At 43.8% G+C, this 20,829-nt stretch carries 22 protein-coding genes; 13 read left to right on the forward strand and 9 right to left on the reverse strand.

The annotated features are described in order from the left end of the window. Positions 1-97 precede the first annotated feature (97 nt). Entirely contained in the window at positions 98-658 is a 561-nt protein-coding gene (locus tag VHA01S_RS13605) for a cytochrome b (RefSeq protein ID WP_052029628.1), read from the forward strand. Positions 659-726: 68 nt separating this feature from the next. On the opposite strand, the gene rluB is transcribed toward VHA01S_RS13605, so the two are convergent. The 3 genes from rluB to rnm form a co-directional block, all read right to left on the reverse strand. After that, complete coding sequence (rluB, locus tag VHA01S_RS13610) at positions 727-1,617, reverse strand: 23S rRNA pseudouridine(2605) synthase RluB (protein ID WP_021713124.1); 891 nt, start codon at positions 1,615-1,617, stop codon at positions 727-729. 170 nt (positions 1,618-1,787) lie between these two features. Beyond that, positions 1,788-2,408, reverse strand: coding sequence for an L-threonylcarbamoyladenylate synthase (locus VHA01S_RS13615; RefSeq protein WP_023404941.1), 621 nt, complete (start codon positions 2,406-2,408; stop codon positions 1,788-1,790). Between the two features lie 145 nt (positions 2,409-2,553). Continuing rightward, positions 2,554-3,417 (reverse strand): RNase RNM, encoded by an 864-nt coding sequence (rnm, locus tag VHA01S_RS13620; RefSeq protein WP_023404942.1) that lies wholly within the window; start codon positions 3,415-3,417, stop codon positions 2,554-2,556. Between the two features lie 365 nt (positions 3,418-3,782). Here rnm and VHA01S_RS13625 point away from each other — a divergent pair, with 365 nt between their 5' ends. Genes VHA01S_RS13625 through trpA form a run of 6 tightly spaced genes read left to right on the forward strand, consistent with a single transcriptional unit; the run spans position 3,783 to position 10,446 of the window. Further along, a complete protein-coding gene (locus VHA01S_RS13625; RefSeq protein WP_023404943.1) occupies positions 3,783-5,393 on the forward strand; it encodes an anthranilate synthase component 1 in 1,611 nt (536 codons plus the stop codon). After that, positions 5,386-5,988 (forward strand): aminodeoxychorismate/anthranilate synthase component II, encoded by a 603-nt coding sequence (locus VHA01S_RS13630; protein ID WP_023404944.1) that lies wholly within the window; start codon positions 5,386-5,388, stop codon positions 5,986-5,988. The genes VHA01S_RS13625 and VHA01S_RS13630 overlap by 8 nt, the downstream gene beginning before the upstream one ends. A 12-nt stretch (positions 5,989-6,000) precedes the next feature. Continuing rightward, the gene (gene trpD / locus VHA01S_RS13635; RefSeq protein ID WP_023404945.1) at positions 6,001-6,999 is read left to right on the forward strand and encodes an anthranilate phosphoribosyltransferase; all 999 of its coding nucleotides are present in this window, start codon (positions 6,001-6,003) and stop codon (positions 6,997-6,999) included. Between the two features lie 2 nt (positions 7,000-7,001). Beyond that, positions 7,002-8,393 carry a bifunctional indole-3-glycerol-phosphate synthase TrpC/phosphoribosylanthranilate isomerase TrpF gene (trpCF, locus tag VHA01S_RS13640; RefSeq protein ID WP_023404946.1) on the forward strand — a complete coding sequence of 464 codons (1,392 nt, stop codon included), beginning with the start codon at positions 7,002-7,004 and terminating at the stop codon, positions 8,391-8,393. 56 nt (positions 8,394-8,449) lie between these two features. Then, positions 8,450-9,640 (forward strand): tryptophan synthase subunit beta, encoded by a 1,191-nt coding sequence (gene trpB, locus VHA01S_RS13645; RefSeq protein WP_023404947.1) that lies wholly within the window; start codon positions 8,450-8,452, stop codon positions 9,638-9,640. Continuing rightward, positions 9,640-10,446: a tryptophan synthase subunit alpha gene (gene trpA, locus VHA01S_RS13650; RefSeq protein ID WP_023404948.1), complete on the forward strand. Its 807-nt coding sequence runs from the start codon at positions 9,640-9,642 to the stop codon at positions 10,444-10,446. Before trpB ends, trpA begins: the two co-directional genes overlap by 1 nt. A gap of 98 nt (positions 10,447-10,544) precedes the next feature. Here trpA and VHA01S_RS13655 read toward each other — a convergent pair whose 3' ends face one another. The 3 genes from VHA01S_RS13655 to VHA01S_RS13665 all read right to left on the reverse strand — a co-directional run bounded on the left by VHA01S_RS13655 (position 10,545) and on the right by VHA01S_RS13665 (position 12,175). Next, positions 10,545-10,982, reverse strand: a complete 438-nt coding sequence (locus tag VHA01S_RS13655; protein ID WP_023404949.1) for a helix-turn-helix domain-containing protein — start codon at positions 10,980-10,982, stop codon at positions 10,545-10,547. A gap of 10 nt (positions 10,983-10,992) precedes the next feature. Next, positions 10,993-11,334 carry a DUF4258 domain-containing protein gene (locus VHA01S_RS13660; RefSeq protein WP_023404950.1) on the reverse strand — a complete coding sequence of 114 codons (342 nt, stop codon included), beginning with the start codon at positions 11,332-11,334 and terminating at the stop codon, positions 10,993-10,995. 217 nt (positions 11,335-11,551) lie between these two features. Then, positions 11,552-12,175: an AbiV family abortive infection protein gene (locus VHA01S_RS13665; protein WP_023404951.1), complete on the reverse strand. Its 624-nt coding sequence runs from the start codon at positions 12,173-12,175 to the stop codon at positions 11,552-11,554. A gap of 425 nt (positions 12,176-12,600) precedes the next feature. On the opposite strand from VHA01S_RS13665, the gene VHA01S_RS13670 reads away from it, so the two are divergent. Both VHA01S_RS13670 and VHA01S_RS13675 read left to right on the forward strand, forming a co-directional pair. Continuing rightward, on the forward strand, positions 12,601-14,343 hold the full coding sequence (locus tag VHA01S_RS13670) for a glycoside hydrolase family 19 protein (protein WP_023404952.1): 1,743 nt from the start codon (positions 12,601-12,603) through the stop codon (positions 14,341-14,343). Positions 14,344-14,970: 627 nt separating this feature from the next. After that, complete coding sequence (locus VHA01S_RS13675; RefSeq protein WP_373277909.1) at positions 14,971-16,242, forward strand: dicarboxylate/amino acid:cation symporter; 1,272 nt, start codon at positions 14,971-14,973, stop codon at positions 16,240-16,242. A 133-nt stretch (positions 16,243-16,375) separates the two neighbouring features. Here the strand turns inward: VHA01S_RS13675 and VHA01S_RS13680 are convergent, their stop codons facing one another. Beyond that, positions 16,376-17,002, reverse strand: coding sequence for a DsbA family protein (locus tag VHA01S_RS13680; RefSeq protein WP_023404954.1), 627 nt, complete (start codon positions 17,000-17,002; stop codon positions 16,376-16,378). Positions 17,003-17,278: 276 nt separating this feature from the next. On the opposite strand from VHA01S_RS13680, the gene VHA01S_RS13685 reads away from it, so the two are divergent. The 4 genes from VHA01S_RS13685 to VHA01S_RS13700 are packed head-to-tail and all read left to right on the forward strand — an operon-like array spanning position 17,279 to position 18,927. Beyond that, positions 17,279-17,824 carry a septation protein A gene (locus VHA01S_RS13685; protein ID WP_023404955.1) on the forward strand — a complete coding sequence of 182 codons (546 nt, stop codon included), beginning with the start codon at positions 17,279-17,281 and terminating at the stop codon, positions 17,822-17,824. Further along, positions 17,817-18,209: an acyl-CoA thioester hydrolase YciA gene (gene yciA / locus VHA01S_RS13690; protein ID WP_023404956.1), complete on the forward strand. Its 393-nt coding sequence runs from the start codon at positions 17,817-17,819 to the stop codon at positions 18,207-18,209. Before VHA01S_RS13685 ends, yciA begins: the two co-directional genes overlap by 8 nt. An 11-nt stretch (positions 18,210-18,220) precedes the next feature. Beyond that, a complete protein-coding gene (locus VHA01S_RS13695; protein WP_023404957.1) occupies positions 18,221-18,517 on the forward strand; it encodes a YciI family protein in 297 nt (98 codons plus the stop codon). A gap of 2 nt (positions 18,518-18,519) precedes the next feature. Beyond that, on the forward strand, positions 18,520-18,927 hold the full coding sequence (locus VHA01S_RS13700; protein ID WP_023404958.1) for a GspS/AspS pilotin family protein: 408 nt from the start codon (positions 18,520-18,522) through the stop codon (positions 18,925-18,927). Between the two features lie 95 nt (positions 18,928-19,022). Here the strand turns inward: VHA01S_RS13700 and VHA01S_RS13705 are convergent, their stop codons facing one another. Further along, a complete protein-coding gene (locus VHA01S_RS13705; protein WP_039970998.1) occupies positions 19,023-19,952 on the reverse strand; it encodes a class I SAM-dependent methyltransferase in 930 nt (309 codons plus the stop codon). 20 nt (positions 19,953-19,972) lie between these two features. Continuing rightward, entirely contained in the window at positions 19,973-20,659 is a 687-nt protein-coding gene (locus VHA01S_RS13710) for a TIGR01621 family pseudouridine synthase (protein ID WP_023404960.1), read from the reverse strand. Positions 20,660-20,829 lie beyond the last annotated feature (170 nt).

Consider the following 20,829-nt stretch of genomic DNA (forward strand, 5'->3'; position numbering starts at 1 on the left):
ACTTTACAGTAAATGACATGTTAGTTTAATTTACTTCATAGATAATAGCGCCACTTATTTATTAACGCGGTATTAATCTATGTCTTCTGATTTATCTATGTCCTCTAATTCTTCTACACCATCGCCCCCCTCCACATCGGAAAAACTGTCCTTTATGACCATCGTAATGCATTGGTTGACAGGCCTTAGCTTTGTGGGCGTATTTATTGTTGGCATGATCTTAGCTGAAATGGAGAGAGGGCCAGATAAATCCTTTCTAATGGGCTATCACAAGTCAATTGGAGCATTAATTCTTATTGTGGCGGTATTGAGAGTTGCGTGGCGTTTGAAAGAAGGAAAGCTGCCAAGTTTAGGTACTAGCCCAGAGTGGCAAGAAAAAATCGCGCATGCGGTACACGGAATTCTAATGTTAGCTACCCTCATTATGCCAATTTCAGGTGTAGTAATGAGCGCTGCAGGTGGTCGTGCGGTAGATATTTTTGGCTGGGAAATTATCAGTAAAGGCGACAAAATTGAATGGCTACAAGAAATAGCCAGCACAATGCATCATAGCGCGGTCAATATTATCATCGCTGTGTTTGTGCTTCACGTCGTCGGCGCTATCAAACACCACGTGATCGACAAAGACAAAACCATTACACGTATGCTGGGTAAATAAAGAAAAAGTGCGGGGTCAGGTCTTGAAATTTGCATGCAAATTTCAAGACCTGACCCCGCACTTAAAAATTACTTGCGAGCTTTTTTAGGCTTGCGTTTTGCAGGGCCTGTAGTGGTGATGCGTTCTTCGTGGCGACGAACTGCACGACGGATCTTTTGTGAACGAGAGCGTTCACGGTTACGAGAAGTGTTACGCTCGTCGATGACCGTTGTTTTTTCTGGTGCTAGTTCAACCAATTCACGTAGGTAGTTCACCTGTTTCAGGTTCATTTCCATCCATCCCCCGCGAGGCAGTTTCTTCTCAAGGAAGATATCACCGTAGCGAACACGTTTTAGACGGCTTACTGTTGTATCTTGTGATTCCCACAAGCGACGAACTTCACGGTTACGACCTTCGTTGATCACAACGTAGAACGTGTGGTTCATGCCTTCGCCACCCGCGTAAACGATGTCTTCGAAACGAGCCATACCATCTTCAAGTTGAACGCCTTTTGCAAGGTTCTTCACTTTTTGCTCATTCACTTCACCAAACACACGCACTAAGTATTCACGTTCTACTTGGCGGCTTGGGTGCATTAAGCGGTTAGCAAGTTCACCATCGGTGGTGAACAGTAGCAAGCCAGAGGTGTTTGCATCCAAACGACCTACTGAGATCCAACGTGCACCGTTGATCTTAGGTAGACGGTCAAATACAGTACGACGACCTTCTGGATCGTGACGAGTACATAATTCACCTTCTGGCTTGTAATAAGCAAGAACGCGACATACGACTTCTTCAGGAGCTTTAATTGAAACCTGATGACCATCAATACGGACAACCGCTGTGTCATCTTCTAAGCGTACGCCTAACGTTGCCACTTGGCCGTTAACGCTAACGCGACCTGATTTAATTAAACTTTCAAGTTCGCGGCGAGACCCATGGCCAGCGCGTGCTAAAATTTTCTGTAGTTTTTCGCTCATTTAGTTACCTTAGTGTCGTCTTCTCAGACGTCGGATGAAGTAGTCGTCCGCAAAATTGCGGTCGCGTATTATCGCAAAAACCGACTGAAAAATCATCCAGTATTTAGCCCATTTTACTATTACTTCACGTTTATTCGTGACCTAACACATTTAAGCAAAATAACGCGGTATTACTCAAACGGTGTGGTGTCCCCTGCTCCGCGACGAAGGATAACCGGATCGTCTTCACTAAAATCGATCACAGTGGTTGGTTGCTCGCCTAAGTAACCACCGTTAATGATCAAATCCACCACGTTTTCTAATTTGTCACGAATCTCTTCTGGATCAGATTCAGTCACATCATTACCCGGCAAAATTAATGTGGTCGACATCATAGGTTCGCCTAACGCGGCCAACAAATCCAAAGCAATATTATTGTCAGGAACACGAATACCGATGGTTTTTCGTTTAGCGTTCATTAAGCGACGAGGTACTTCTTTAGTCCCTTTAAAAATAAAGGTATACGCGCCGGGTGTGTTATTTTTTAATAGACGAAATGCCACATTGTCGACACGAGCATAAGAAGACAATTCAGAAAGGTCGCGACACAACAAAGTAAAGTTATGGTTGTCACAGATTTTACGAATGCGACACACACGATCCATTGCCGATTTATTTTCTAGCTGACAGCCTAACGCATATCCAGAATCAGTGGGGTACACCACCACACCGCCATTGCGAATGATCGTCGCTGCTTGATTAATTAGTCGGCTTTGCGGGTTATCGGGATGTATATAAAAATATTGACTCATTATATCTCCTTATGAGTAAACATCTGTTGAAGCGACGTATATATCAATCCAAATAAGTAATGGCTCATGCTGACTACTTGACGACGCATTGACACTTAAAACACCATTTACGTGTACAACATAACAGTGTTCTAAGGCTGAACATTTACTTATCCGGATTGGTATTCACGTCCGAAAATTGTGGCCATTGTTCCCATACCGGCGTTACACCGCCAGGAAGCCACAAGTTCCTCCCTAGTTCCATCCACGGTGAAGGATAATGAAAATCAGAACCTAAGGAAGCTAATAAACCGTATTGTATCGCATAATCCGCTAAGTTGCGTCGCTCTTGTTGACTTTGTTGTGGCAAAGAAATTTCCATGGCATCGCCGTTGGCTTCCACAAATGCCGCCAGCAGTCTTTTTAACCATTTGGCGGTTAAATCATAACGCCCAGGGTGCGCTAGTACCGCCACTCCGCCTGCGCTATGAATCACCTGCACCGCTTCGGCCATAGAACACCATATTGGTGGCACGTAACCCGGTTTGTCGCGGGTTAAAAAACGTTTAAATACCTGCTGCATGTTTTTAGCATGCCCATTATCCACCAGCCATTTAGCAAAATGCGCGCGCGTTACCGGCGCCCCATTTGCAATCGCCTTCACCTCAGGTAAAGGGTCAACTTTCAAATGCTTAGATAAGCGATAAGCAATCAGCTCTGAACGCTCAATACGCCTCGCTTGTTGCGCCTCAATAAGCGCTCGTAACTGTGGATGGTGAATATCGAGGTTTAACCCCACAATATGAATGTCTTTATTTGACCAAAGCGTGGAGATTTCAATCCCCGTAACCAGTTGAATATCAAGCTGCTCGCTTTGAATATAGTCCAACGCAGGTTCAATACCATCAACGGTATCGTGGTCGGTAATAGCAAGTACGCCAACCCTATGCTCAATAGCACGTTCCAGCAGATCTTGAGGAGTAAAACGGCCATCAGAGGCAGTGGTATGAGAATGTAGATCAAATATCATAAAAGGCTTGACTTTCCTTCGCTGTACTAGTTAACTAGTACACCTAGATTATTTAAAGGTGTTTAGCAAATCGCTATGAATACAGTCATGATACAACAGCCTCAGCCAATCTGTACCGAAATCGGTAGAGTTTGTGCATGCGCAGTATCTGGACAGTGGCGTTGGTGGTTCTCTCTTAGAGCGAGCTAAATATTGAGTGTATCTAAACAAACTCGAAAGCTCGCATTAGTCTGCGAGCTTTTTTTATGTCTTTTTGAACAATCTAAACCATTACAAACACATTGAATATTGTGTTGATTGCGCAAATTTTGACCTAGTTTTACACAATCACTTTTGGGTGAAACAACAGAATATGAGAGTATGTGATGCTAAGAACCAAAAGCTTACAAGGAGGTCTTGTGAACAAGACCATTAACCTGACCGCACAAGGCCAGTTAGAAGTATTACAACGTGATGTCTTCTATACCCAAGATCCAACGGAATTATTCCACCACCTGTGTAAAGATAAGGCCGACACCCTTCTTCTTGAATCAGCCGAAGTTGAATCAAAAGAAAACTTAAAAAGTCTATTACTGGTCGACGCCGCTATGCGTATCGAGTGCCGTGGCCACCAAGTAGTTCTAACGGCAAACTCTGACAATGGTCAAGCCTTGCTGGCCCGCCTTGTATCTAATCTAAATCCCGATTTTATTACTGAAAATAACGACAGCAAATTAGTCGTTAACTTTAACGCTCCTGACGATAACCTTGATGAAGACAGTCGTCTTCGCCAACCATCATCGTTTGATATGCTTCGTATCATCAAGCAAAGCTATAACTGCGCTGACCACGACCCTATGGCATTATTCATTGGCGGCTTATTTGCATACGACCTAGTGGCAAACTTTGAACCTCTTGGTCAAGCCGAAATCAACAGCCAATGCCCAGACTATGTATTTTATGTCGCTGAAACGCTCATTGTGGTTGACCATCAGCAGCAGCAAGCACACCTATTTGGCAGCTTATTTGATGCCAACGCTGCAACTCGCACTACGCTAGATAAGCGCCTACAAACCATTGAAACTGAAATGAAGCAAGTTCAGCCTGCGCCAAGCGCGGTAAAACTGGAAAGCTGTGACGTATCAGTCAGTGTCAGTGATGAAGAGTTCTGCCAAACGGTGCGTGATCTTAAAGAATTTGTGATTCGCGGTGATGTGTTCCAAGTGGTGCCATCTCGCTACTTTTCTCTGCCATGCCCATCGTCATTGGCCGCTTATAAGCATTTGAAAAAAAGCAATCCAAGCCCTTACATGTTCTACATGCAAGATGAGCTCTTTACTCTGTTTGGCGCCTCACCAGAAAGTGCGCTTAAATACGAAACTCAAACCAATCAAGTGGAAATCTACCCTATCGCCGGTACTCGCCGTCGCGGTAAAAACGTCGACGGTAGCATTAACTTCGACCTTGATAGCCGCATCGAATTAGAACTGCGTCTAGATCGTAAAGAAAACGCCGAGCACATGATGCTGGTGGATTTAGCGCGTAACGACGTTGCTCGAATCTCTCAAGCAGGCACTCGTCACGTTGCTGACTTACTGAAAGTGGATCGCTACAGTCACGTAATGCACTTGGTTTCTCGCGTAGTGGGTCAATTGCGTGAAGACTTAGATTCACTGCACGCCTACCAAGCCTCGATGAATATGGGCACCTTAACGGGCGCACCAAAAATTCGCGCTATGCAATTAATCCGTGACGTTGAACAGCAACGCCGTGGCACTTACGGCGGCGCAGTCGGTTACATGACCGGACACGGCGATTTGGATACTTGTATTGTGATTCGCTCAGCGTATGTCGAAAACGGCATTGCCAAAGTTCAAGCCGGCGCTGGCGTGGTATTTGACTCCGACCCACAAGCAGAAGCCGACGAAACACGCGGTAAAGCGCAAGCGGTAATCAGTGCAATTCAAGCGGCACATACTGAGGTGAAGCATGGCTAATATTTTATTTATTGATAACTTCGATTCTTTCACCTACAACCTAGTTGATCAGTTTCGTACCCTAGGACACGAGGTCACCGTTTATCGTAACCAAATCGATATTAATGTCCTAGAAAGCACATTAAACCAACTACAAAACCCTGTGATTGTTCTATCACCGGGGCCGGGCGCGCCAAGTGAAGCTGGCAATATGCCAAGCATCATTCAGCGCTTTAAAGGTAAAGTGCCGATGATTGGCATTTGTTTAGGTCATCAAGCGATTGTCGAAGCGTACGGTGGCACTGTGGCGGGCGCAGGTGAAATCATCCACGGTAAAGTGTCGATGATGGAGCACAATAACCACGCCACCTACCAAGGCTTACCTTCACCGTTTGCCATTGCCCGTTACCACTCTTTAGTGGCAACCAAAGTCACTGACGAGCTAACCATCACCGCTCAAGTCGATGATTTGGTCATGTCAGTGGTGCACGAACAAGACAAAGTTTGCGGTTTTCAGTTCCACCCTGAGTCAATCATGACGACTTACGGTGCCACACTGTTAGCCAATTCAATTGAGTGGGCTTTGCAGTCTAATGACATGGCACAGCAACAGTAACAAGGAAGAACGATGCACACTATTTTAGAACAGCTTTATCGCCAAGAGTCATTGAGCGAAGCACAAAGCCAAACCTTGTTTGATCAAATCATTAAAGGTGAAGTTGAACCTATCGTTTTAAGTTCAGCGCTGACAGCATTAAAAATCAAAGGTGAAACGCCAGAAGAAATCGCCGGCGCAGCAAAAGCGCTGCTTGCCAATGCACAGCCCTTCCCTCGCCCCGATTACGACTTTGCTGACATCGTTGGCACCGGCGGCGATGGTTCAAACACTTTTAATATTTCTACCACTGCGGCATTTGTCGCGGCAGCGGTTGGACTAAAAGTGGCTAAACACGGTAACCGCGGCGTTTCTAGCAAATCTGGCTCTTCTGATCTGTTGGATTCTTTTGGCATTAACCTTGCGATGAGCGCGCAAGATACCGCTAAAGCCGTTGATGAAATTGGCGTAGCCTTCTTATTTGCTCCGCAATATCACCAAGGCGTGCGCCATGCAATGCCAGTGCGTCAGGCGTTAAAAACCCGCACTATTTTCAACATTCTTGGCCCACTGATTAACCCAGCTCGTCCAAATATCGAGTTGATGGGCGTGTATGATGAAAGCCTTGTTGCGCCTATCGCGCAAACCATGCAAAAAATGAACATGAAACGCGCCGCTGTCGTTCACGGTAGTGGCCTTGATGAAGTGGCTATTCACGGCAAAACTGTGGTCGCCGAAATCAAAGATGGCAAGATTGAACACTACACTTTAACCGCTGAAGATTTTGGTCTAAATTCGCACCCACTTGAAGCGCTAAAAGGCGGCACTCCAGAAGAAAACCGCACGATTGTGACCAACCTACTTTCAGGTAAAGGCACAGAAGCTCAAGAATCTGCGGTAGCGGCTAACGTTGCACTGCTGATGAAACTGTTTGGTCACGAAGACCTAAAAGTCAATGCCCAACAAGCGATTGCTGCCATGCGCAGTGGTAAGGCGTATCAACTTGTAGAACAACTGGCGGCTAGAGGTTAATCATGTCAGAACATATTTCCCAACATAATAAAGATATGGCTCAAGTGCTGGCAAAAATTGTTGCCGACAAAGATATCTGGGTAGAAGAGCGCGAGAAATCGCAACCTTTGGAGACCTTTAAAGAGTCGCTACAGCCCTCTGACCGTAGCTTTTACGATGCATTATCCGGTGACAACACCGCGTTTATTCTGGAATGTAAAAAAGCATCACCGTCTAAAGGCTTGATTCGTGACGTATTCGACCTTGACTACATTGCCTCTGTGTATAAAAACCATGCCAGTGCCATTTCGGTCTTAACGGACGAAAAATACTTCCAAGGTAGCTTTGATTTTTTACCGCAAGTGAAAAAGCAAACCACCCAACCTATTTTGTGTAAAGACTTCATGATTTCGCCGTATCAGGTGTATCTAGCTCGTCATTACCAAGCTGACGCTATTTTGCTGATGCTGTCTGTGCTAAACGATGAAGAATATCAAGCACTGGCAAAAGTTGCCCACGCACTGAATATGGGCGTACTGACAGAAGTCAGCAACGAAGATGAACTGCAACGCGCTATCAAACTGCAAGCAAAAGTAGTCGGTATCAATAACCGTAACCTTCGCGACCTCACCATTGACCTTAACCGCACTAAAGCGCTTGCGCCGAAATTGCCTAAAGGTACTACCGTGATTTCTGAATCGGGTATTTACAACCACCAGCAAGTTCGAGATCTATGCCAATATGCGAACGGTTTTCTTATCGGCAGTTCACTGATGTCTGAAGACAACCTAGAGCTTGCGGTACGTAAAGTATTGCTTGGTGAAAACAAGGTTTGCGGTCTTACCCATGCTGACGATGCGCTAAAAGCTTATAATGCGGGTGCAATTTATGGCGGTCTTATCTTTGCGGAGAAATCAAAGCGTAAAGTAGACCAAGAAACGGCGCGCTTAACTATGAGTGGAGCACCTCTTCGCTATGTCGGTGTATTTCAAAATCAAAGCGCGGACTATATCAGCCAAATAGCACAATCTCTTTCACTGCACGCTGTGCAATTGCACGGTGATGAAGATGAAGACTTTATTACTAAACTGCGCCAACAACTGCCAAGTGATACTGAAATCTGGAAAGCCTACGGCGTATTAGATGAAGTACCTGCATTTATTGGCAATGTTGACCGTCACCTTTTAGATTCTAAAACACAGACTCAAAGTGGCGGCACAGGGCAAACCTTCGATTGGTCTAAGATTAACGATCAGAATGTCATGCTGGCAGGCGGTTTAAATGCTGACAATATTGCGCAAGCATCTAAACTTGGCTGTCTAGGGCTTGACCTAAACTCTGGTGTAGAAACCGAACCTGGTAAAAAATCTCGTGAAAAGCTAGCAAAAGCTTTTGCTGCGATCAGACACTATTGATTCACATTCCTTCCCTAGTGTAGGGAAGGAATGCCAAAAAATTTAAGGAAAAAATCATGGCAAAACTTGATGCCTACTTTGGAGAGTTCGGTGGACAATACGTTCCGCAAATCCTCGTTCCAGCACTTGACCAACTAGAACAAGCTTTTATCGACGCGCAGGCTGATCCTGAATTTCGCGCCGAATTCATGCACTTACTACAAGAGTATGCAGGTCGCCCTACCGCGCTTACGTTAACTCGTAACCTGACTAAAGGCACCAAAACCAAGTTATACCTAAAACGTGAAGATCTTCTGCACGGCGGCGCGCACAAAACCAACCAAGTGTTAGGTCAAGCCTTGCTAGCAAAACGCATGGGTAAAACGGAAATCATCGCCGAAACTGGCGCGGGTCAACACGGCGTAGCATCGGCTCTTGCGTGTGCTCTACTGGGTTTGAAATGTCGCATTTACATGGGCGCAAAAGACGTTGAACGTCAAAGCCCGAACGTATTTCGCATGCGTCTAATGGGTGCTGAAGTAATTCCTGTCCATTCAGGTTCAGCAACGTTAAAAGATGCCTGTAATGAAGCACTACGTGACTGGTCTGCAAGCTACGAAGACGCGCACTACCTACTTGGTACTGCGGCAGGCCCTCACCCATTCCCAACTATTGTTCGTGAATTCCAACACATGATTGGTGAAGAAACCAAACATCAAATCCTAGCGCGCGAAGGTCGACTGCCCGATGCAGTTATCGCTTGTGTTGGTGGCGGTTCAAATGCCATTGGTATGTTTGCTGATTTCATCGAAGAGAAAGATGTACGCCTTATCGGTGTTGAGCCAGCAGGTAAAGGCTTAGACACAGACATGCACGGCGCGCCGCTTAAACACGGTAAGCTAGGTATTTTCTTTGGTATGAAATCGCCATTGATGCAAGACACTGACGGCCAAATTGAAGAGTCTTACTCTATTTCAGCCGGTCTTGATTTCCCATCTGTAGGCCCACAACATGCGCACCTTAATGCTATTGGCCGCGCACAATACGGCGCTGCGACCGATGATGAAGCGTTAGAAGCATTCCAAATCCTCGCACGTAAAGAAGGCATCATCCCTGCTCTTGAATCTGCTCACGCCTTAGCTTACGCATTAAAAATGGCGCATGATGAACCAGAAAAAGAGCAACTGTTAGTCGTCAACCTTTCTGGCCGTGGCGATAAAGACATTTTCACTGTATACGATATTTTGAAAGAAAGAGGAGACGTATAATGGACCGTTACGCTGCGCTGTTTGAGCGTTTACAAGCTAAAAAACAAGGTGCATTTGTCCCTTTTGTCACGATTGGCGATCCACAACCTGAACTATCTCTGCGTATCATGCAAACATTGGCAAACTCAGGCGCTGATGCTCTTGAACTTGGCATTCCGTTTTCAGATCCACTCGCCGATGGCCCAACCATCCAAGGCGCTAATATCCGCGCTTTGGATTCAAAAACAACGCCTAGCATTTGCTTTGATCTGATTGCAAAAATTCGCGCTGAACACCCAGATTTGCCTATCGGTCTACTGGTTTACGCAAACCTTGTCTTTGCCAACGGCATCGAGCATTTTTATCAAGCCTGTGCCGAAGCCGGTGTCGATTCTGTGTTAATTGCGGATGTGCCAACCGGTGAAAGCGCAGAATTTAACGCAGCGGCAAAAAAAGCAGGTGTACATGCTATCTTCATCGCACCACCAACAGCTAATGACGAAACACTTAAACAAGTTTCAGAATTAGGCGGCGGTTACACTTACCTACTTTCTCGCTCCGGCGTAACTGGCGCAGAAACAAAAGCCAACATGCCAGTCGATCACATGCTTGAGCGCCTAGCACAATTTGACGCGCCACCAGCCCTACTTGGCTTTGGTATTTCGGCACCAGAACAAGTCGCTTCTGCTGTTCAAGCTGGCGCAGCGGGCGCAATCTCAGGTTCTGCGGTAGTGAAAATTATTGAAAACAACCTTGATGACGCTGACAAAATGCTCAGCGAGCTGGGAAGTTTTGTGACGAATATGAAGGCTGCGACTCAGTTATAACTGAACTCGACTTCTATTTGTCAAAAAGCCACTTTGTTAAGTGGCTTTTTTTGTTGAGAAGAACTAGCTAAACGACACTTAGTCATTATTTATTGTAACTATGCTACACGCCATTTATTGTCTTGTTCTTCCAAATGTAACTCTGCCATCGTTGATTCAATTTCAGAGTCTGAAAGCATATTAAGCAAAAGACCGATTTGGCTGTCATCATCGTTAAACTCTGCATAGAGAGCACGAAGCGTTACGTCTGCGGTTCTTGGGATGAGTGTTTGCCCTTTTTCCCAACGCGCGACAGTTTGAGTGTCTACACCTAATAAATTACCAAGTGCCTTTTGCGACATATTAAGTTCGATACGAATGAACTTAAATTCTTGATGAGAAATAGGTCTTACTTGAGAAACGATATTTCGGCCAACAAGCGCATGTAGCTCATATAAATTATCGATACTAACAAACTCTTCATCTTCTACTTTGTCGATAGTGAAGCCATTTGTTAAATAAACGTACGGTAAACCACAGTCTTTATAGTGATACATATTATCCTCTTTACTTAACCATAACCGTTACAACAAAGGCAGATGGATCGTCTTCGTGCCTCTTTAGGGAAACAACGACTTCTACAATTTCACCAGCAGCCATACCTTGAAGGTTGCATTTCCAATCACCTCTAGGTGTTTGATGAGGAGCTTCCGTAACTCTACTGTGCTTGTTAGCAAGTACTTGAAATATTTGCATCCGAGTCACACCGCGTTGCTCCATCCGCTCTCTAGCATGCGAGCCAATAAAGACTCTAGCACTGTGCTTACTTGACAGTTCATTGATAAGTCTCTTTGCTGACGCCGACGTCAACGGAAACTCATCGATTCCCTCAAGCATATTTTTTGACATACGGATCACCTATCAATCTGATAGCCTGAATTATGAGCGAGAAGAAGGTTAAACGCAAGATTTGAGCACTTAATTACGCTAAGTTCGGTTTAACCCCTAGTCATCAAACCAGACTTTTTAGTCTCAATGGTGATGTGAAGTTTAAAGCCATAAACCAATTTTTAGGTATTTTCCATGGACTAATGTTGTGACGTGCAGCAATGCCCAGATACGAATTTCAACCATTGCTTTCCAGCACTACCGCCAAAAACACTTGCATATTCTTCAACGCTTTTTTAGAAAACCTAAGCTTTACTTCTTGCTTCGTCATCCCTTGCAAGTTTCTTAGTTCAACTAAAGCCGGGCCTAGTTTGGCAATTCGATATATTGCTAAATTCATGTACTTTTCGGATTGGGTTTCGCTGATTCGTTCTGAGGGTAAAACAAACTCTGTATTTATACACTGAGTGTACAGTGCATGATTTTGTCGAATCTTTTTTAACTCAATCTCTAGAATTAATTGTTTGGTGGCAGCATCAGCATCGAGATGAAGATCAACCAATAGCGCCTTAGTAATGGCGACTTTGGTGGCGCATTTCTGTTTTGGGCTTAGAGTGTGACGCTTGAGTTTTTTCCAATTCACTTTCTTTTGTGTGCTTACATCAAGCAGCGCACGAAATAACAATACACTGTTTGCAAACTCTTCGTGTGCAAAGTGACTTAATGCAAAAGCTCGAGCAAATTTACCATGCTGATGTAACAGCTCAGCCTCATCACATAACTCTTGGGCATTCTTCATGCATTTGATTGCACCATCAAAAAGCATATCAAAATGGCTGGTCGCAATTTTTGTTTGCTGCAAATTTGTTCCTCAATATGTAACGTCAAATAGAGCGCTAATTTGTATCACCCAAGGGATACCATTTTCTCAAGCTATTTACCTTAGCCCATTATATTGAACATTTAATGTACTAATACAACCTAGCTAATAATCAAAAATACTTAATATTAATTTAGTCATTATTTCTTAATTGCGCACCTTAATTACAGCTATCGGGTGTAAAACATTTGCTGTTGGTTATTACTTAGAAATCCACTCTAAAAAACACCCTTTCAGATCACAATAATGCAGTGTAACTATTTGCATATTTTCATCCTCACATAGACTGGCTAAACATAATTATAAACAACTGATTTGAATACAAAAAACCAACTTCAATTGCTTAGGTAACTTTAGTAGGTTTAGCAACTTTAATCACTTCAACCACTTTAATAACGGGTGTTATTATGAAATACAAAAGTTTAGTCATCCCCATGCTGCTTGCTTTTTCGAGCGCAGCTTTCTCTGCTGAAATTTATGATCAAAGTAAAAGCTACAGTGGCGGTGAGCGCGTCTCATTTAACGGTGCTATTTATGAAGCTCAGTGGTGGGTGAACCCTAACCAATCTCCTGCTGACGTGACCGGAAATAGTTGGGAATCTCCGTGGATTTTAATTTCAGAATCAGGTGGAGAGACGACCCCTCCTCCTGCTGATCCTGAAGTGCCATCAGAACCTACTCCACCGGTTGTACCACCAATCGAAGGCGATTACCCTGCTTATGTTGAAGGTGAAACCTATGTTGCTGGTGATATCGTAATCAATACTGGCAAACTGTACCGCTGTAAAGATGGTGTGACTCAAACATGGTGTTCTGGTCCTGCATGGGCTTATGCTCCAGGGACAGGTACAGCCTGGGATCAAGCATGGGAAGAAGTTGCTGACGGAACTCCACCGAGTAATCCTGAAGTGACGCCAGATCCGGATCCAACACCCGACCCTGCTCCAGAACCCGATCCAAGCCCAGACCCAAGTCCAGATCCAGAACCTGCTCCAGAGCCAGAGCCTAGCCCTGAGCCAGAAAATGGTTATGTTGTTTACCAAGAAGATTTGGACGCTAAAGAAGCGGAATTAACCAACTTCCCTGCGATGGCATCGGTAAAAGACTTAATTCGCACGATTGATAATGCCACTGTAAACGCCATTAAACCGCTGGCAGAGAGCAACCCTGACAACGTTAAACGTATCGAAAGTATTGTTTCAGAAGCCGATTGGGAATACCTCTTCCCAGAGCGTACTCCCGAATATACCTATCGCCACTTCTTACAAGCTACTGGTAAATTCCCTGCCTTCTGTGACACTTACGATGACGGACGTGATTCAGATGCGATTTGTCGCAAAGCATTGGCAACCATGTTTGCGCACTTTACCCAAGAGACCGGCGGTCATACCGCAGATTGGCCTGTGCCAGAATGGCGTCAAGGTTTAGTGCATGTCCGTGAAATGGGTTGGGATGAAACGATGCGCGGCGGTTACAACGGTGAATGTAACCCTGATGTATGGCAAGGACAAACGTGGCCATGTGGTACATTCGAAAACGGTGAGTTCAAATCATACTTTGGCCGTGGTGCTAAGCAGTTGAGTTACAATTACAACTATGGCCCGTTCTCTGAAGCTATGTTTGGTACGGTTCGCACCTTACTCGACAACCCTGAAATGGTCGCTGATACGTGGTTAAACTTTGCTTCGGCAGTCTTCTTCTTTACTTACCCACAACCACCAAAACCGGCAATGATGCACGTTATTGATGGTACATGGCAACCAAACGAGCGTGACTTAGCCAATGGTTTGACTCCTGGTTTTGGCGTCACGACACAAATCATCAATGGTGGCGTTGAATGTGGTGGTTCAGCAGAGATTGCTCAATCACTAAACCGCATCGACTACTACAAAAACTTTACTCAGTATTTGCAGGTCCCTGTAGCGGATGATGAAGTACTAGGCTGTAAAGAAATGAAGCAGTTTGATACTGATGGCGCCGGCGCACTCAGTATTTACTGGGAAAAAGATTGGGGATGGTCATCACAAACGCCAACTGGCGGAACATATTCTTGCCAAATGGTCGGTTACCAAACACCGTTCTCAGCCTTTAAAGAAGGTGATTTCACTAAATGTGTAGTGGCTCACTTCCCTGATGTGATCATCAAATAGTTTGCCCAACAAGCTAACTACTTAAACTAAGTATTTACGCAAAGGCAGTCTCTTTGAGGCTGCCTTTATTCTTTCGCAATAACACCACTGCATCATTGGAATATCGCACTTTTGTATTTAAATAATAGTATTTTAAGATAGATAAAATAATTGAGGTATTACATCAACTCAATAGAACTCGACGTATTTCATCTCTTTTCCTTTACTATTTTCTGAATACGAGCAAAACAGGCTATTTCTATACAGAGCAACCTCTGCTTAAATAATCAGCACAAATGTAATCAAAAAGTTGTCCTTCATTTAATGTCAAAATAGCAACTTTTAAAAATGCCTTCCTCATTCATTTAGCGCAACAAATTATTTACAATTATATAAGTAAGATAGAAGTTAGATTAATTATTTTTTAATGCTCAATTATGTAACGATAATATTTATCTCTATGTATATCATCGTTACATAATTGAACTATTTGGCGCAGGTTATTATATTTAAAAAAAAGTACGTGACCCTCATCGCAATAACTATTACCCTCCCTGCCACATTTGTCCGTTTCACAGTACAAAGGGGCATCCCTTAAAATAGGGTATAACGCCCCTATATAGCTCATATATTCGGCAATATTCCATAATATCAGCACAAAAGGTAAAGGAAGTGTTAAAAGATAAAAGTTTACTCGGCAACATTGGTGTGCAAGTTGTCATCGCAATGGTCGTCGGTACGTTAGTGGGTGCCGTAATGGGCCACAGTGCGACAATCTTTGCTCCGCTAGGCACCATATTCATCAACCTCATTAAAATGTTGGTTATTCCATTGGTCGCGGTTGCTCTTATTTCGGGTGCCGCAGGTCTGGGTGATAGCTCTTCAGCAGGTAAAGTGGGTTTAACCACATTAGGCTTCTTTGGTCTCACCTCTGCGCTGGCGGTAACGCTAGCATTGGTAATGGGTAATCTATTCCAACCAGGCTCAGGTATTGATGTTAGCTCTGTAGAAAGCATGTTCTCTAGTGAATACGCTTCTCAAGGTGCTATTCCAGGCTTCTGGGATACCGTCACTGGCATGATCCCTACCAATATTTTCCAATCTTTGAACGAAGCAAACATACTGCAAATCTTAGTGTTTTGTCTTTTCTTCGGTATTGCTGTTTCAAGCTTAGAAAAAGAACGTCGCCAACCATTAATGAATGGCGTAAATGCCATTGTTGATGCCATGGTTTGGATGATCAACAAAGTAATGCTATTAGCGCCACTTGGTGTATTTGGTCTAATGGCTGATGCGGTAGGTTCATTTGGCTTTAGTGCATTAACTGTTGTGCTTAAACTCTTCATTGTATATGTAGTGGCAATCCTTATTTTTGGTTTTGTTGTGTACCCTCTTATGGTTCATATTTTCACTAAGACTTCTGCTAAGAAGTTCTTAGTGGCCATGAAAAAACCACAAGCAGTGGCACTATCTACAGCGTCTTCAATGGCGACTCTGCCTGTAACCATGAATACTGTTGAGACTGAGCTAGGAGTAAGAAACTCGACCGCATCATTTGTATTGCCTTTAGGTGCGACCATTAACATGTCTGGTAATGCGATTTACTACGGCTTGGTGGCTATCTTCTTTGCACAAATGTTCGGTATTGATCTTAGCCTAGGTGCTTACATTGCGATCATCGCAACCTCGACTTTAGGTGCGGTAGGCCAAGCAGGCGTACCTGGACCATCATTCTTGGTGGTTGCGGTACTACTTGCAGCTGGCATTCCAATTGAAGGTCTACCACTGCTATTTGCTTTAGACCGTATCTTTGACATGATTCGTACTGCACTAAACATCACCGGTGATGCGGCGTGTGCAGTCATTGTTGATGCACTACTTGAAGACGATAAACCTGCTGTTGTTGAAGCCACTTCATAAATTGTAGGTAATAATTAGCGTCAAACATAAGAAAACACCGGGCTTCAGTTCAACTGAAGTCCGGTGTTTTTATTTGGTAAGAAGAAAATTCTACGCTCAAGCGTTAACCGCTATTCCCTATGGCTTTGAGTTATTATGCGTAACTAAGCAGTTGTTCTACTTGTTCAATGGTCATATTGGCATCTTGGTATTCTATTGGCAGTTCGACCACAGTATCTTTGTCAGCAACAAAAAGAGAAGGAAAGCTGTTGCCACCAATGGAACGCGCAAAACGTAATTCGGATTTTAAATATTGTTCGATATCGTCAGAAGTTAAATCAAAGGTAAACTTCTCAACATCTAATCCAATATCTTTAGCAAGCTCAATTAGTACTTCATTGTCACTTGGATTTTTCGCATCCAAATAATAAGCATGCTGTACTGCGGTCAGCATTTTTTGTTCTGCATCTTGGCGTCTAGCGGCGAGCATCGCTCTGCATGCCGGATAGGTGGAACGACGAGGGGTATTCTTGCTCCAAAACTCATGATTAAATTCAGTACCTAGCTGAGACTCAATCTTATTCCAGTAAGATGCTATTTGAGTGCGCATCTCATGCGGCATTGGCTCATCTGAGTCAGGAGCTAATCCGCCAACAATATACACAATATCAATTTTGCCTTTTAGCGCCGATTCAATCTTTTGCCACGTAGGTTTGTATCCCCAACACCAAGCACACATAGGATCGTAGACATAATATAAGCGCGTCACATCTTTGTTCATTACTACTCCTGATATTTGTATTAACGAAGTCAGTACAGCACTAACCTTTTTATTGTGCAAGTTAAGCAATAGAGTTAATGCGAACAAGTCTCAATAAATTTGTAAATTCCTGAGCTATGACTAATTTCTCAATTTCATCACGAAAATTTCATTGAGCTCCGTTTGATAGGTACAAATGCAGTTATCGCTTGATTTTATGGCTATCAAACGGCCTACCGCTATATTTCACTGTTTCGTTTAGGTAAACTAACGCAAATATCGACGTCTGTATGAATCATGAAACAACTACTCGACTTCATCCCCCTCATCATCTTTTTTGTGTTGTACAAAATGTACGACATCTATACCGCCACAGCAGCCTTGATTGTAGCCACTGCTATTCAACTGCTTGTCACATATGTGCTGTATAAGAAAATAGAAAAAATGCAGCTGACCACCTTTGCTATCGTGGCTATTTTTGGCGGTATGACCATCGCCTTTCACAACGACGACTTTATCAAATGGAAGGTCACCATTATTTATGCCCTATTTTCTCTAGGCCTTATTGTTACCCAATTATCCGGTAAACCCTTTATCAAAGGGATGCTAGAAAAAGAAATCACACTTCCAAGCCGAACATGGAACACGATTAACTGGGCGTGGAGCACCTTCTTTGCTGCCTGTGCCATAATTAATGTCTATGTGGCATTTCGTCTTCCCCTTGATGTATGGGTAAACTTTAAAGTATTCGGCTTAATGATAGCCACACTACTGTTTGCCTTGCTCACAGGGCTCTATATCTACACACAATTGTCAAAAGAGAGTAAAACACGCAATGAGTAACCCGTCTTTAATTCGCGGAGAAATGCTACTAAGAACACTAGCAATGCCAGCCGACACCAACGCTAATGGTGATATTTTTGGTGGTTGGATTATGTCTCAACTCGATCTTGCTGGGGGTATTCTTGCCAAAGAGATCTCAAAAGGACGAATTGCTACCGTATCAGTATCAAGTATTACGTTTAAAAGACCTGTTTCAGTAGGCGATATTGTATGCTGTCATGGTGAGTGCAGTCACATAGGTAACTCTTCTATGTCGATTGAACTGCAAGTATGGAATAAAAAAGTGATGGGTGACCGCGCAGGAGAAAGAGACTTGGTTTGTGAGGCGACTTTCCATTATGTTGCTATTGATAACAACGGTCGCCCTCGAAAAATCGAAAAATAGAAGGATTTATTATGTGGTATGTCATTTTTTCCCAGGATGTCAAAGATTCATTACAAAAACGTGGTAGTGTACGTGATAAACATTTAGCCCGCCTGCAAGACCTACAAAATCAAGGTCGCTTGCTTACCGCAGGACCAATGCCCGCTATCGATAGCGACAATCCTGGTGAGGCTGGCTTTACCGGTTCGACCGTCATCGCTCAGTTTGAAACGCTACAAGACGCAAAAGCTTGGGCAGATGCCGACCCATATATCGACGCAGGCGTCTATCAAGACGTTATTGTTAAACCTTATAAAAAAGTATTCTAATTATGTATTCATCATTTAAAAGCGCACTAGTTTTAACATTGGCTACTATTATTCTTGCTGGCTGTGCCTCTAGCAGTAGCGAGAAGCGAGAGCTGAAACTTACCGCCGATCGCCGTGCGGGGATCCTAGCATCAAGCTTACCTATTGAGTACGGCCCACTCACCATTACTCGAGCAACATCTAAAGAAGCCACTGTCATCATTGAAATGCTTTACAACCAATCTGGTCACAAGCCTGCTGATCAATTGATTAAAAGTGCTAATGCTTACTACTGTAATTCTGAAGACGTGCGCGCTGCTATGGATAAAGGTGTGAATTACCTTATCAAGATCCGCAATAACCGTGGTCAAATGATTGTAGAGCAAGTCATCAGTTCAAAAACTTGCCTTGTAGATGGTGATGAATCGTAAGCCTTTGAAATACGCGCTATAGACAATTAAAAAAGAAAGGCCAAAGTTTGCTACAAACTTTGGCCTTTTTATTGGTTTCACTCACCCACTATCTACTATAAGGAAAACAGCTGCACTTTAAGGCTGGCTTCTGCATCAACATCATCAAATTCCACTGGGTTATCCAAACGCTGCACATAATTGAGTTCAGGGGCATGTTCAGCCATGCCATCAATCACAAAATCAGAAGTGACCGCAGGCGAATTGGCACAGGCTAACACTTGTCCATTGTCAGCCAGTAAACTTGGTAAACGGCGCAGTACTTTTTGGTAATCTTTGGTTAACGCAAAACTGCCTTTTTGAAACGACGGTGGATCGGAAATAATCAGATCGTACGGGCCAAAGCGTTTGAGTTTGCCCCAAGATTTAAAAATATCATGCGCTAAGAATTTCACTCGGCTCACGTCTTGATTGTTTAAGTTGTGATTATCACGACCGCGACTTAACGACGAGCGCGCCATGTCAATGTTCACTACTTGCTTCGCACCGCCAGCAATCCCTGCTACAGAGAAGCCACAGGTATAAGCAAACAAGTTAAGGATATTCTTGCCCTCAGCGTTTGCCCTTACCCAATCACGCCCTAAACGCATGTCTAAGAATAAACCTGAATTTTGGTTTGAAGAAAGATTCATCCAGTATTTGAGCCCAGACTCCACCACTTCGACTTTGCCTTCCGCTTCGCCCAATAAAAACTGCGTCGGCGCGCCGTGTTCATATCGATGTTGAATCGAAATAGAGCGGATCTGTGAATGTTCTGGCTGCTCGGCTAATTGCTGCAAACCTTGCTCAAGATGCGCAAGAAACTCATCCGAGACTGGTCTAAATAATTGAACAACAAGATGCTGAGCAATCCAATCACAGGTGATCTGCTCCAGACCTGCCACTGTGCGTCCTCGCCCGTGAAACAAGCGTCTTACTTCAGTTGGCGCGTTTTTTAAGCCTTGTTGCAATGCAGAAAAAAACCGAGGTAGCGCCTCTACATTCATAGGAGGAGAAATATCATTCATTATATTTTTGGCCAATTAAGTCGTTGGGGTTGTTGCCATTCGCTGATTTGTTGTTGAATCTCAGGCAATTGCCATAGTTCACCGAAACGGCTGTCAGAGCTAGGATCAAGCTGATAGCGATAACTGTTGCCTTCCAGCTCAAAGCTAAGAGCAAAAGCGTGCAGGTATCCCCTATCGCTATCACTAGAGGGTGAATAAATAGGGTCGCCGACAATAGGACTGCCAACCGATTTTAACGCAACGCGAATTTGATGAGTCTTACCCGTTTTAGGTTTACACAGAAAAATGCGATAGCCTTGGGCAGAGGCTGAAAAAAACTGGGTAATAGCGGGGTTTTCTGTGGTCGGCATCAGCTTCCACATTGAGCGGCGGCTTTTTGCCATATCCCCTTTGATCAAACCTTGTTTTTTCTTGGGCTTTTTATCGGAAATCGCTAAATAAAATTTTTCTACCTTTCTTTGAGCAAACGCTTGAGACAATTGACTTGCCGCTTGCTGTGTTTTACCCAAAAGTAACAGCCCAGATGTCATCTTATCTAATCGATGTACAAGGTATAATGGACCACAGCCCAAATAACGCCGCACCTCGTCTAACAATCCGGTCTCTTGTTCATCTTTATGAACGCTCACTGAAGCATGCTTATTAATCAGCACAAACTGAGCTTGGTCGTCGACTATATCAAACATAGGCTAGTTACAGGTGTCCTAGTGACTCAAAGAAAGCTCAGTAGTATATCCTGAGCGCCAAGGGAAACCCAACTTTCGTTAAAAATACCTGTATTTAACCCCTTGTTGTGTATCTTTTGCAAAATACTTGTTGAGATTAGACGTAAATTTGCATTGAAAACCGCCGTTAT

Source organism: Vibrio halioticoli NBRC 102217, assembly GCF_000496695.1.
GTDB lineage: Bacteria > Pseudomonadota > Gammaproteobacteria > Enterobacterales > Vibrionaceae > Vibrio > Vibrio halioticoli.